This window comes from Bifidobacterium thermophilum (genome assembly GCF_037482445.1).
Lineage (GTDB): Bacteria > Actinomycetota > Actinomycetes > Actinomycetales > Bifidobacteriaceae > Bifidobacterium > Bifidobacterium thermophilum_B.
The window spans coordinates 75,878-88,924 of the sequence record NZ_JBBHLY010000008.1 but is presented as its reverse complement, the minus strand read 5'-3'; the positions used below and the strand labels follow the sequence as shown (position 1 = coordinate 88,924).

Annotated in this window: 10 protein-coding genes; all 10 read left to right on the top strand. The window is 64.1% G+C overall.

Annotated features, from left to right (window positions below; translation table 11 throughout):
- Window positions 1-5 precede the first annotated feature (5 nt).
- A complete protein-coding gene (pheT, locus tag WD012_RS06030) occupies window positions 6-2,618 on the top strand; it encodes a phenylalanine--tRNA ligase subunit beta (protein ID WP_339562864.1) in 2,613 nt (870 codons plus the stop codon).
- A gap of 191 nt (window positions 2,619-2,809) precedes the next feature.
- Window positions 2,810-3,589, top strand: a complete 780-nt coding sequence (locus WD012_RS06025) for a hypothetical protein (RefSeq protein WP_339562863.1) — start codon at window positions 2,810-2,812, stop codon at window positions 3,587-3,589.
- A gap of 106 nt (window positions 3,590-3,695) precedes the next feature.
- Window positions 3,696-4,790, top strand: coding sequence for an N-acetyl-gamma-glutamyl-phosphate reductase (gene argC, locus WD012_RS06020; RefSeq protein WP_339562862.1), 1,095 nt, complete (start codon window positions 3,696-3,698; stop codon window positions 4,788-4,790).
- Complete coding sequence (gene argJ / locus WD012_RS06015) at window positions 4,787-5,956, top strand: bifunctional glutamate N-acetyltransferase/amino-acid acetyltransferase ArgJ (RefSeq protein WP_339562861.1); 1,170 nt, start codon at window positions 4,787-4,789, stop codon at window positions 5,954-5,956. The genes argC and argJ overlap by 4 nt, the downstream gene beginning before the upstream one ends.
- 63 nt (window positions 5,957-6,019) lie before the next feature.
- On the top strand, window positions 6,020-6,973 hold the full coding sequence (gene argB / locus WD012_RS06010; RefSeq protein WP_339562860.1) for an acetylglutamate kinase: 954 nt from the start codon (window positions 6,020-6,022) through the stop codon (window positions 6,971-6,973).
- Window positions 6,963-8,261, top strand: coding sequence for an acetylornithine transaminase (locus WD012_RS06005; protein ID WP_339562859.1), 1,299 nt, complete (start codon window positions 6,963-6,965; stop codon window positions 8,259-8,261). Before argB ends, WD012_RS06005 begins: the two co-directional genes overlap by 11 nt.
- Before the next feature lie 88 nt (window positions 8,262-8,349).
- Window positions 8,350-9,315, top strand: coding sequence for an ornithine carbamoyltransferase (argF, locus tag WD012_RS06000; RefSeq protein ID WP_339562858.1), 966 nt, complete (start codon window positions 8,350-8,352; stop codon window positions 9,313-9,315).
- A 14-nt stretch (window positions 9,316-9,329) separates the two neighbouring features.
- Window positions 9,330-9,845, top strand: a complete 516-nt coding sequence (gene argR, locus WD012_RS05995) for an arginine repressor (protein WP_339562857.1) — start codon at window positions 9,330-9,332, stop codon at window positions 9,843-9,845.
- 277 nt (window positions 9,846-10,122) lie between these two features.
- Window positions 10,123-11,361: an argininosuccinate synthase gene (locus WD012_RS05990; protein ID WP_339562856.1), complete on the top strand. Its 1,239-nt coding sequence runs from the start codon at window positions 10,123-10,125 to the stop codon at window positions 11,359-11,361.
- Window positions 11,362-11,562: 201 nt separating this feature from the next.
- Window positions 11,563-13,047 (top strand): argininosuccinate lyase, encoded by a 1,485-nt coding sequence (gene argH / locus WD012_RS05985; protein ID WP_339562901.1) that lies wholly within the window; start codon window positions 11,563-11,565, stop codon window positions 13,045-13,047.

Here is a 13,047-nt window from a genome sequence, read left to right as displayed (position 1 = left end):
GACCCATGCCTATGGTTGATATTGACTGGCTCAAGGAACACGTCGAGGTTCCCCAGGGCTTGACCTACGAACAGCTTGCCAAGGATCTTGTTAAGGTCGGTCTCGAAGAGGAGCAGATCCATGCCTCCCAGGTGACCGGTCCGATCGTGGTCGGTTATGTGGTGGATGCCACGCCGGAACCGCAGAAGAACGGCAAGACCATCAACTGGTGCCATGTGGATGTCGGCGACAAATACAATGCCGTCGACGAGAACGGCAACAAGGTGCCGCGCGGCATCGTGTGCGGAGCGCCGAATATGGCCGCCGGCGAGAAAGTCGTCGTCACGCTGCCGGGAGCCGTGCTGCCCGGTGATTTCCGTATCGAACCGCGCAAGACCTACGGGCATATGTCCGACGGCATGTGCGCTTCCGAACGCGAACTCGGACTCGGCGACAACCACGACGGCATCATCCTGCTGCGCAACTACGGCTTCACACCTGACGAGTATGAGGCGCTCAAACCCGGCGACGACGCGATGCACCTGCTGCATCTGGACCAGCCGATCCTCGAGATCAACATCACCCCGGACCGTGGGTACACGCTTTCCTACCGTGGTGTGGCGCGCGAATACCATCATTCCACCGGTGCGAAGTTCACCGATCCGGTGATTGAGCTCAACGAGAAGGCGCCGGATCTGACCGCTGTGGCGGCCGGCACCCCGTCCGACATCGAAGTGTCCATCGAAGACGACAACCCGATTCACGGTGTCCCCGGTTGCGATCGCTATTATGCTCGTGCGGTACGCAATTTCGACCCGTCCTCGCACACGCCGAACTGGATGCGTCGCCGTCTGATTCGTTCGGGTATGCGGGCTATCTCGCTCGCTGTGGACGTCACTAACTACGTGATGCTTGACTTGGGCCAGCCGATGCACGCCTACGATCTGGACAAGATCGAAGGCCCGATTGTTGTGCGCCGCGCCAAGGCGGGCGAGAAGCTCACCACGCTCGACGGCAAGGACCATGACCTGAGCCCGGAAGACCTGCTGATCACGGATTCGCCGAACGGCCAGCACGGTTCACGCATCCTCGGCATCGCCGGCGTGATGGGCGGCCTGTATGGCGAAGTGACCGCTGAAACGAAGAACGTGCTGCTGGAATCCGCGCATTTCGACCAGGTCACCATCGCGCGTTCGGCCCGTCGCCACAAGATTCCTTCCGAGGCGTCGAAGCGTTTCGAACGCGGCGTGGACTTCGCATTGCAGCCGGCAGCCGCGCAGATGGCAGCCGAACTGATGACCAAGTACGGCAACGGTGAGCCGTCTGAGCATCCTACCGACGTGAACAACACGCCTGCACGCCGTCGTCCTATCCACTTCAAGGCCGACGAGGTGCGTCGCGTCGCAGGCCTCGATACGCCGGTCAACAAGATTAGCGATATCCTCACCGATATCGGCTGCATGGTCGCCGGCGGCGGCAATGGCGAATTCTCCGTCACCCCGCCGACGTGGCGTCCTGATTTGAACGAGCCGTGCGATCTGGTCGAGGAAGTCGCCCGTCTGGTCGGCTACGACCAGATCCCGACCACCGTGCCGCCGGCCCCCGTGTCCGGTGCCGTCGGCCTGACCCCTGACCAGCGTCATCGCCGTGAGGTGGCCAACGAGCTCGCCGAATACGGTATGGTCGAGACGCTGAGCTACCCGTTCGTCGGCGACGCCGACTACAAGGCGTTCTCCTATGACGCCGACGCGGTCAAGCCTGTCAGCGTGGAAATCGCGAACCCGCTCGCCGGGGACCGTCCGTTCCTGCGCCGCGAAGTCCTGCCGACCTTGGCTCACACCGTGCAGCGCAATCTGCGTCGCGGCATCGAGAACGTCAGCCTGTATGAGATCGGTCACGTGTACCTGTGGAATCCGAACGCCCCTGCCATCCCGGCTCTGCCGGGCGGTATCAAGCCGACTGAGGCGCAGCTCAAGGCGCTGGATGCCGGGCTTCCCGACCAGCCGCTGCATGTCGCGGGCATTCTCGCCGGCAAGGCCGAAGAGACCGGTTGGCTCGGCGTGCATCGTGATGTCGACTGGACGGATGCGGTCGAGGCCGTGCAGCGAATCAGCGACCGCCTGGGTGCGCATCTGGTGCTGTCGCAGCCGGCAGCCGAGGACGTCCCCGCGCAATGGCATCCGGGTCGTGCCGCTCAGGTGCTGGCCGGCAAGACCGTCGTGGGTATGGTCGGCGAGCTGCATCCGCACGTCAACGAGGCGCTCGAATTCCCGGCTCACACGGCCGCCTTCGAGCTCGACCTGACCGCGCTGTTCGCCACGCTTGACGGCAAGCCCGTGCAGGCCAAGCCGATTTCGACCTTCCCGCCGGTCAAGCAGGATCTCGCGTTCACGGTTCCCGATGCGGTGAGTGCCGCCCGGCTTGAGGCCGTGATTCGCCAGGCTGCCGGCGACCAGCTTGAATCCGTTCAGCTGTTCGACGTGTTCGCCGGCGACCAGCTGGGTGAAGGCAAGAAGTCGCTTGCGTTCTCGGTGGTCTTCCGTTCCGGGGACAAGACCTTCGATTCGCAGGACAGCGTCGCGGTCCGCAAGGCCATTACCGACGCAGCCGCTGAGCTAGGCGCGCAATTGCGTGCCTGAATCAGGCCGTACCTGCACGACAGTGCTATCGTGGTGCGCACGCGGCGTACCTGGAACATAGCCCGATTTGACCGAATCAGTCTGCCGGCTCCGGGAAACCGGCGCCGGCAGACTTGTACCCGACGGGCATACGGGCGTTCGCCGCCGCGGACGCGCCACGCTGCGACACACTTGGTAACCGAGGAGGAACCATGACCGAACCAGATCGTCCATCGTCCATACCTGCCGCCGGCCAGAAGCCGGCCGGATCCGGGGCGCGGACGACTACAGGTGCCACCGATACGCCGCCGGCCGGCGGGCCTGAATACGGTGCGATGCGCAGCCAGTTCCCCGCAAACTATGACCCTTATCAGTTCGGGCACGCCGATGAACCGGCCAAGCCTGCGCAACAGAGCGCCGAGAGCGGCCGCCAGGAGCAGAACCCGTTCGCGATGTTCGGCTTCGGGCAGGGCGGTACCCCGGGCGCACAGCAGGGAGCACCGCAGCCCACAGGGCAGACCCCGCAGGCTCCACAGACCCCGCAGCAGCCGTATAGTGCGGCACCGGGGCGCGGCGGCCAGTATCCGGGATACAATCCGCAGGGATATTATCCGCAGTCGCCTGATGGGAACCCGCTTCCCGGGCAGCCCGGGTACGTGCCGAACTATTACCATGGCATCGACCTGAACGACCCGAGGTCCAATCCGTTATACGGGCGTTGGGATACCTCGGCGATTGTGTCGTTCGTCTTCGCGCTGTTCGGCCTGCCGATCCTTCCGGCCATCCTCGGGGCGGTCTCCATCTGGCGGTCGCGGAAGTTCCATATGAAAGGCCGCGGCTTCGCCATCGCCGCGGTCGTTATCGACGTCATCATCACCGTGGTGTGGGCGTGGATGCTCATCAACGGTGTGACGTCCGCCGATGTCTATCAGATGTTGGGCAATGAGCTGTACGGTGCTGGCGGCAGCGGATCGGATTCGGTGAGCGCCTGAACGTTCCGCACGACACGCCTATGCATAATTATGCACTGTCTTGTATAGATATGCTATACTGATCATATTGATTACGACAGCCATTATGCATGGGAAGTGATGTGACATGGCACAATACACCGTCGCGGTGGCGGGAGCCACCGGATATGCGGGCGGGGAGGCGTTGCGCATCCTGGCTACGCACCCCGATTTCAAGGTGACGTGCGTTGCGGGGCACTCATCGGTGGGGGATCGTCTGGGCAGGCATATGCCGCATATCCCGCAACTCGCGGATCTGACGGTGGAAGACACCACGCCGGAGGTGCTCAACGGGCATGACGTAATCGTGCTCGCCTTGCCGCACGGGGCGTCAGGCGCCTTGGCGGCCAAGCTCGACCCGCAGTCCATCGTGGTCGATCTGGGTGCGGACCATCGGCTTGAGGAACGCGACGCATGGGATGACTTCTACGGCGGTGACTTCTACGAGCACTGGACGTATGGCATGCCCGAGCTCATCACCGGCAAGGCGGCGGACGGCACGTATACCCGTCAGCGCGCCGCATTGCCGGGCGCCAAGCACATCGCAGGCCCGGGGTGCAATGTCACCGCGACCACGCTCGCGCTTCAGCCCGGTATCGCGCAGGGGCTGGTCGAGCATGCCGGCATCGTCGCCGATCTGGCCGTCGGGTATTCGGGCGCTGGCAAGAACCTCAAGCGCACCAACCTGCTTGCAGCCGAAGCGTTCGGGTCGGCGTTGCCGTACGGTGTCGGCGGAACGCACCGGCATATCCCGGAGATCCTGCAGAACTTCGCCCATGCCGCAGGTCTGGACGCGGCGCAGGCATCGCAGTTCACGCTGTCCTTCACCCCGGTGCTGGTGCCGATGGCGCGCGGTATCCTCGCCACGGTGAGCGCACCGATGACCGAAGCCGCCCGAGACCTGGACGACGACCAGCTGCATGCAGTGTGGGAGCAGGCGTACGCCGGGCAGGACTTCATCACCGTGCTGCCGCAAGGCACGCTTCCGGCCACCGGCAACGTGGTCGGCTCGAACGCCGCGCATGTGCAGGTCGTGGCCGACCGTCGCGCCGGCAGGGTCATCGCCTTCGCGGCCATCGACAACCTCAACAGGGGAACCGCCGGACAGGCGGTCGAATCGCTGAACATCGCCTTGGGGCTTCCCGAGGACCAAGGCCTGACCAAGATTGGAGTGGCACCATGAGTGTAACGTTCGCACAGGGATTCTCCGCCGCCGGAGTCGTCGCAGGCATTTCCGCGAAGCCGGGCAAGCTTGATCTCGCCTTCGTGGTCAACAACGGCCCGCTTGACGCGGCGGCCGGCGTATTCACCTCCAACCGGTTCTGCGCCGCCCCGGTACAGTGGTCGCGCAAAGCGGTGGCCGACGGTCATCTCAAGGCCGTGGTGCTCAATTCCGGCGGGGCGAACGCCTGCACCGGCCAACCAGGGTTCGAACAATCCCAAGCCACTGCGCATGAGGCGGCAGGACTGCTCGGCGTTGAAGACGGTAAGGTCGCGGTATGTTCGACCGGTCTGATCGGCGAGCTGCTGCCGCTCGACCACGTGCTGTCCGGTGTCCACGCCGCCTATGCCGGGCTTGATGCCGGCGAACAGGGCGGGAGCGACGCCGCGCATGCGATCATGACCACCGACACCAAGCCGAAAACCGTGGCGTTGGAAGGCAACGGATACCGTATCGGCGGCATGGTCAAGGGCTCCGGCATGATCGCCCCGCAGCTGGCGACCATGCTGTGCGTCATCACCACTGACGCCGTCGTCACCCCGGGAGCCATACAGGCGGCGCTGTCCGCAGGTACCTCGGTGACTTTCAACCGTATCGACACTGACGGCTGCATGTCCACCAACGACACCGTCCTGTTGCTCGCATCCGGCGCGTCCGGGGTCGAACCGGACCCGGACGAATTCAACGATCTCGTCCGTCAGGCGTGTGCCTCCCTCGCCCGCCAGATTGTGGGGGACGGTGAAGGCGCGAGCCACGACATCCGCATCAGCATCCACGGGGCCACCAGCGAAGACGCGGCACTCGCCTGCGGGCGTGCCATCGCCGCATCCAACCTGTTCAAATGTGCGGTCAGCGGCAACGACCCGAACTGGGGGCGCATCCTCAGCTCGCTGGGCACAGTACCGCCACACGTGGCGCCCTTCGACCCGACACACGTGGATGTCGACGTCAACGGCGTGCGCATCTGCCAAGGAGGCGGCACCGGGCGCGACCGCTCCGAGGTCGACATGACCCCGCGAGAAGTAGGTGTCGACGTCTACCTCAACGCGGGTGACGCCGAAGCGACCGTATGGACCGACGACCTGACCCACGAGTACGTGCATATCAACGCCGACTACGAGAGCTGACCGGAAAGCGCCCACCGAGGGTATGCCGGTCATGGCATACAGTGAACAGACAGAAAGAACGGCATGAGTGAATTGAAAGGCCCGGGCTACCACCTGGACGTGCATACCGACCTAAGGGCCGACCAGAAAGCCGAAGTGCTCATCGAGGCGCTTCCCTGGCTCGAGGAGTTCGCCGGGCAACGGATCGTCATCAAATACGGCGGCAACGCCATGGTCGACGAACATCTCAAGCAGTGCTTCGCCGAAGACATGGTGTTCCTGCGTCAAGTGGGCATGCATCCCGTCGTCGTCCACGGCGGCGGTCCGCAGATTTCCAAGATGCTCAAGGCACTCGGCATCAAATCCGAGTTCAAGGGCGGTCTACGCGTCACCTCACCTGAGGCGATGGACGTCGTGCGTATGGTGCTCACCGGCAAGGTTTCCCGCGAACTGGTCGGCTACATCAACTCCCACGGTCCGATGGCCGTAGGCCTGTCAGGCGAGGACGGCGGCCTGTTCTCCGCCATGAAACGCAAACCGGTCATTGACGGCCAGCCCACCGATATCGGTCTGGTCGGCGACGTGGTCAGCGTCGACGCCTCGGCGGTCGAGGACCTTATCGCCGCAGGTCGCATCCCCGTGGTCTCCTCCGTCGCCCCCGACGAAGAAGACGCCACCCAGGTGCTCAATGTGAATGCGGACTCCGCGGCCGCGGCCTTGGCTTCTGCGCTCGGCGCTCGCAAACTGGTGATTCTCACCGATGTGGACGGCTTGTACGCGGATTGGCCGGACCGCAACTCCTTGATCGGCCGCATCGGTGTCGAAAATCTGCGCGACATGCTGCCCGATCTGGAAACCGGCATGCGGCCCAAGATGGAAGCCTGCGTGCGCGCCATCGACGGGGGAGTGCCCCAAGCGCATATCATCGACGGACGCAAACCACATTCGATTTTGAACGAGATATTCACCACCGCAGGCGTCGGCACCATGGTCGTGCCCGAGGACGGTGTGGAAATGAGGAGCACATATGACGACTAACGGACAACTGGAAGATCTCGGGGCCAAAGACCGGGCGTGGCTCGGCAAGTATGCGAAAGTGCACATGAATGTGTTCGGCACCCCGCTACGTGTCATGGACCACGGCCAGGGCACGCGCATCTGGGATATCGACGGCAATGAATACCTTGACTTCCTCGCCGGCATCGCCGTCAACTCGCTAGGCTACGCGCATCCCGCATGGGTGAAGGCCGTCAGCGAGCAGGCGGCCAAGGTGGCGCACACCAGCAACTATTTCGCCACCGAACCGCAGATCGAGCTTGCGGCGAAACTCGTCGAGCTTGCCGGCGCGCCAGCCGGATCGCACGTATACTTCGGCAACTCCGGTACCGAAGGCAACGAGGCCGCCATCAAGCTCGCCAAACTCTACGGTCGCACCCTGCCGGGCGCACTGCCTGAACAGGGCGGCAAGCCGGCGCGCATCATCTCCATGGTCCACGGCTTCCACGGCCGCACCCTGGGTGCGCTGAGTGCCACCTGGAAGCCTGTTATCCGCGAGCCGTTCGAACCGCTTGTGCCCGCGGTCGAATTCGTCGAACCCGGGGATATCGACGCGTTGAAGGCCGCGTTCGAGGCAACCGGAAACACGGGGACCGGCAAGGGCCCGGTCGCCGCGGTCATCATGGAACTCATCCAGGGCGAAGCCGGCGTCATGCCGCTCGGTGCACAGTACGTGCGTCAGGCGCGCCAGTTGTGCGACGAGTGTCACGCACTGCTCATCATCGACGAGGTCCAGACCGGTGTGGGGCGCACCGGCAGCTGGTTCGCATTCCAGCAAGAGGAGCTTTCCGGCGGCGTGACCCCTGACATCATCACCTTCGCCAAGGGTGTGGCCGGAGGCTTCCCGATGGGCGGTATGATCGCCTTCGGGCAGCGGTTGTCCGACCTGTTCACCCCCGGTTCGCACGGATCGACCTTCGCCGGCAATCCGCTCGGTGCCGCCGCGGCACTCGCCACCCTGGACGTCATCGAGCATGATGATCTGCTCGCCAACGCCCGGACGCGCGGCAAGCAGCTGCGCGACGGCATCATGGCAACCGGCAACCCGCTGTTCACATCCACGCGTGGCGCCGGTCTGCTTGACGCGGTCGAACTGGCCCATCCGTGCGCGCACGCCGCCATGAACTGGATGCTCGAGCATGGCCTGATCGTCAATGCCGTGGCCCCGGACGCGTTGCGGCTGGCGCCTCCGCTCATCGTATCCGAGCAGGATGTCGACCAAGCCGTCGCCATCATGGCCGGCGTACCGTCGGATCTTGCCGACGACTGAACGGCGGCTGCCCGCCCGGTACCGGAATACGAGGCCGTCCTCAGACCGGCCTGACCGCATAGAACCAAAGAGAATGGAGAAACACCGTATGGATGGACAGTTGCGCCACATGCTGCGCGATGATGATGTGAACCACGACGAGCAGAAGCAGATTATCGCGCTTGGTCTGAAATTCCGTGAGAACCGCTTCTACAGGCGGCCGTTCGAAGGTCCGCAGGGCGTCGCCGTGCTCTTCGACAAGCCCAGCACCCGCACACGTTCGAGCTTCTCGATCGGTGTGGCGGAACTCGGCGGCTACCCGCTGGTCATCGACAAGTCCGGCTCCCAGCTGGGCCGCGGCGAGCCTGTCGCCGACACCGCCCGCGTGCTCACCCGCATGGCCTATGGCATTGTCTGGCGCACATTCGGCCAGGAACGTGTCGAGGAAATGGCCAAATACGCGACCGTTCCGGTGGTCAACGCCTTGACCGACCAGTTCCACCCCTGCCAGGTGCTCGCCGACTTCATGACCATCGCCCAGTTCCGCGGCGGTGTCAACGCACTCGCCGGGCAGACCATCGCCTACCTGGGTGATGCGGCCAACAATATGGCCAACTCCTACCTGCTCGCCGGGGCGACCGCCGGTATGAACGTCCGTATCGCCGGCCCGTACGGCTATCTGCCCGAGCAAAGCATCGTCGATGACGCCAAGCGCATCGCGGCGGAGAACGGCGGGTCGATTCTGGTGACCACCGATCCTCGCGAAGCGGTCGAAGGTGCTGACTGCGTGTTCACGGACACGTGGGTGTCCATGGGCGAGGAAGACGAATATGAGAAGCGCTCCAAGCCGTTCTGGGATTACCAGGTCAACGACGAACTGATGAAGCTCGCCAAGCCTGACGCTCTGTTCCAGCACTGCTTGCCCGCATACCGCGGCAAGGAGGTCACCGCATCGGTGATCGACGGCCCACAGTCGGTTGTGTGGGATGAGGCGGAGAACCGTCTGCACGCCCAGAAGGCACTGCTGACGTGGCTCACCGGCCAGCTGCGCGGTGATGAAAGCCTGCTCGCCTGAGCTGTGTGGACGCTATGGAAGACAACAAGACACCGTTGCAACGACCGACGACACGAGCCGCTCGCCTGAGCGCGATCGAGGAGATGCTGCTGCATCACATCGTCACCTCCCAATCCCAGCTGTCCGACATGCTGTCGGATGAGGGGATTGAAGTCACCCAGGCGACGCTCAGCCGCGATCTTGAGGAGATCAACGCGACCAAGACGCGCCTCGAGAACGGAACCGTCGCCTACGTGCTGGGGTATGGACAGTCGGCGACACCGAAATCCGCGCAGCAGCAGATGTCGCGAATCCTGTCCGGTCTGGTCACTTCCGTGGCCTCGGCGCGCAACCTGGTGGTCGTCCATACGCCGTCAGGGGCTGCCCAGTACGTTGCCAGCGTCATGGACCGGCAGTCGCTTGACGATGTGCTTGGTACGATCGCCGGCGATGACACCGTGCTGATCATCTGCAAGGACGACCCATCGGCAGCCGCGCGCGCCGACTGGCTGCTCGGCATCGCGTCAAACAGCCAGCAGGACGCTGACTAATCGGACGTCACTCGGGTTTGTGCGCCCGGCGGACCGTCACCACGACGACGGTCCGCCGGGCGCGACTCGTTCTGCGCGGTTTGTCTGTCGTGGAACGATGACGGCGTGCGCGCCCATTGTGCCCCGCTGTTCTGTTGTCCCGCTGTCCCGCAGAAGGGTCTGCGCCCGGCTGCGGCATGGAAAACGACACGCGGAAACCCATGATTGTATATTTATGCATAGGTCTGTATATAATTGCAATATCAGCTCGCAGGAACTCCAATCAGAAAGGGCAGTCATGAGCGACAACAAGCGCATCGTCTTGGCATATTCCGGTGGTCTTGACACCTCGGTGGCGATTCCGTACCTCAAGGAGCGCACCGGCAAGGATGTCGTCGCCGTCTCCCTTGATGTCGGCCAGGGCGGCGAAAGCCTCGAGACCATCAAGCAGCGCGCGCTCGCTTGCGGCGCGGTCGAAGCGTATGTCGTGGACGCCCGCGAGGAGTTCGCCGACGAATACTGCATGCTCGCGCTCAAGGCCAACGCCATGTACGAGGGCGTGTACCCGCTGGTCTCCGCCATCTCCCGTCCGCTGATCACCAAGCATCTGGTGCGCGCGGCCCACCAGTTCGGCGCGGACACCATTTCGCACGGCTGCACCGGCAAGGGCAACGACCAGGTCCGTTTCGAGGTCTCCATCCAGTCGATCGACCCGACGCTCAAGGCCATCAGCCCGATCCGCGACCTGTCCCTGACCCGCGATGTCGAGATCAAGTTCGCCAAGGACCATAAGCTGCCGATTACCCAGACCGAAAAGAGCCCGTACTCCATCGACCAGAACGTGTGGGGCCGCGCCATCGAGACCGGCTTCCTCGAGGACCCATGGAACGCCCCGACCAAGGACTGCTACTCCTACACCGACGACCCGGCGTTCCCGCCGGTCGAGGACGAGGTCGTCATCGAGTTCAAGCAGGGCGTGCCCGTCAAGATCGACGGCAAGGACGTCACCCCGCTGCAGGCCATCGAGGAAATGAACCGCCGCGCCGGTGCACAGGGCATCGGCCGCATCGACCTGATCGAGGACCGTCTCGTCGGCATCAAGTCCCGTGAACTGTACGAAGCCCCGGGTGCCGTCGCGCTCATCACCGCGCACCAGGAGCTCGAGAACTGCTGCCTCGAACGCGAGCAGCACCGCATCAAGCGCGATATCGACAAGCGCTGGGCCGAACTCGTCTACGACGCCCAGTGGTTCTCGCCGGCGGTCCACTCGCTCAACGCCTTCATCGAGGACACGCAGAAGTATGTGTCCGGCGAGATCCGCATGACCCTGCACGGCGGCCGCGCGGTCGTCACCGGGCGTCGCTCTGACAGCTCGCTGTACGACTACAACCTCGCCACCTACGATTCCGGCGACAGCTTCGACCAGCACGCCTCCAACGGCTTCATCGAGATCTACGGCCTGCCGAGCAAGGTCGCCGCCGCCCGCGACGTGAAGTTCGGCAACGGCATCGAAGTGCCGGAGAACACCGTAGAGTAAGCCAGGCGATCGAGCGCAGCGCATAGCCGCAACGGCCTGGCGCCGCATATGACGACAACGGGAAGGCCATGCCGGCATGCCGGTCCATGGCCTTCCCGATATTTCAGGCCGATTTGACGAATCGCCGGTGTAGTGTAGGACACATAAGCCTGCGGAATGCCGGAAAGACAGCCCAGACCACATAGAAAGACGCCAATGTCCATGGAACACCATAACGAACAGGAACATTCAATCGCACTGTGGGGAGGCCGTTTCACCTCCGGCCCGTCACCCGAACTGGCACGCCTGAGCAAATCCACCCAGTTCGACTGGCGGCTCGCCGACGACGACATCGCCGGCTCACGCGCCCACGCGCGCGCACTCGGTCGCGCAGGCCTGCTCACCAAAGACGAACTCGACCGCATGGAAGCCGCGCTCGACCAGTTGCAGCGTGCAGTCGACGACGGCTCCTTCGCCCCCATCGAGGAGGACGAGGACGAAGCCACCGCCCTCGAACGCGGTCTGCTTGACATCGCCGGCGACGAGCTCGGCGGCAAACTGCGCGCCGGACGTTCCCGCAACGACCAGATCGCCGCGCTCATCCGCATGTGGCTGCGCCGGCACGCGCGCTTCATCGCCGGACAGCTCCTTGACGTCGTCCAGGCGCTGATCGGCCAGGCCGAACAGGCAGGGGACACCGTCATGCCCGGCCGCACCCACATGCAGCACGCCCAGCCCGTTCTGCTTGCCCACCAGCTCATGGCGCACGCATGGCCACTGCTGCGCGACGTGCAACGTCTGGTTGACTGGGATCGTCGGGCGGACGCCAGCCCGTATGGTTCTGGCGCGCTTGCGGGCAATACGCTCGGCCTTGACCCCGATGCCGTCGCACGCGAACTCGGATTCAGCCGCGTCACCGAGAATTCGATCGACGGCACAGCAAGCCGTGACGTGGTCGCGGAATTTGCCTTCGTCGCCGCCATGGCCGGCATCGATTTGTCACGCCTGAGCGAGGAGATCATCATCTGGAACACCCAGGAATTCGCCTTCGTCAAGCTTGACGATGCCTACTCGACCGGCTCGTCCATCATGCCGCAGAAGAAGAACCCGGATATCGCCGAGCTTACGCGCGGCAAGTCCGGCAGGCTGATCGGCGACCTGACCGGCCTGCTCGCCACCTTGAAGGGGTTGCCGACCGCGTATGCGCGCGATCTGCAGGAAGACAAGGAAGCAGTGTTCGACCAGGTGGACACCCTCGAGGTCGTGCTTCCCGCCTTCGCCGGCATGCTGCGCACCATGGTCTTCGACAAAGAGCGTTTGGAGCAGGAAGCCCCGCGTGGTTTCGCGCTCGCCACGGACATCGCCGAATGGCTGGTGCGCAACGGCGTGCCGTTCCGCCACGCCCATGAACTGTCCGGCGCGTGCGTCAAGCTCGCCGAGGGTCGCGGCCAGGAGCTGTGGGATCTGGCCGATGACGATTTCATCAGCGTGTTCAAAGACTTCCTGCCGGCCAGCAAAGCTCCTGAAGTGCGCGAGGTCCTGTCCACCAAGGGGTCGGTGGCGGCCCGCAACGGCCGTGGCGGCACCTCGCCCGCGCGGGTGCGCGAGCAGATCCTTGCCGCGAAGAACCTTGCCGTGGATTTGCGTCGCTTTGCCGAATCCCGCAGCGACGGCAGCGCGTACAAGACCCCCGGATCGCTGGCCTGA

Excerpts from the sequence above, each read along its gene's own strand:
- pheT (WP_339562864.1), top strand. The coding sequence starts at position 6 with ATGCCTATGGTTGATATTGACTGGCTCAAGGAACACGTCGAGGTTCCC.
- WD012_RS06025 (WP_339562863.1), top strand. The coding sequence starts at position 2,810 with ATGACCGAACCAGATCGTCCATCGTCCATACCTGCCGCCGGCCAGAAG.
- argC (WP_339562862.1), top strand. The coding sequence starts at position 3,696 with ATGGCACAATACACCGTCGCGGTGGCGGGAGCCACCGGATATGCGGGC.
- argJ (WP_339562861.1), top strand. The coding sequence starts at position 4,787 with ATGAGTGTAACGTTCGCACAGGGATTCTCCGCCGCCGGAGTCGTCGCA.
- argB (WP_339562860.1), top strand. The coding sequence starts at position 6,020 with ATGAGTGAATTGAAAGGCCCGGGCTACCACCTGGACGTGCATACCGAC.
- WD012_RS06005 (WP_339562859.1), top strand. The coding sequence starts at position 6,963 with ATGACGACTAACGGACAACTGGAAGATCTCGGGGCCAAAGACCGGGCG.
- argF (WP_339562858.1), top strand. The coding sequence starts at position 8,350 with ATGGATGGACAGTTGCGCCACATGCTGCGCGATGATGATGTGAACCAC.
- argR (WP_339562857.1), top strand. The coding sequence starts at position 9,330 with ATGGAAGACAACAAGACACCGTTGCAACGACCGACGACACGAGCCGCT.
- WD012_RS05990 (WP_339562856.1), top strand. The coding sequence starts at position 10,123 with ATGAGCGACAACAAGCGCATCGTCTTGGCATATTCCGGTGGTCTTGAC.
- argH (WP_339562901.1), top strand. The coding sequence starts at position 11,563 with ATGGAACACCATAACGAACAGGAACATTCAATCGCACTGTGGGGAGGC.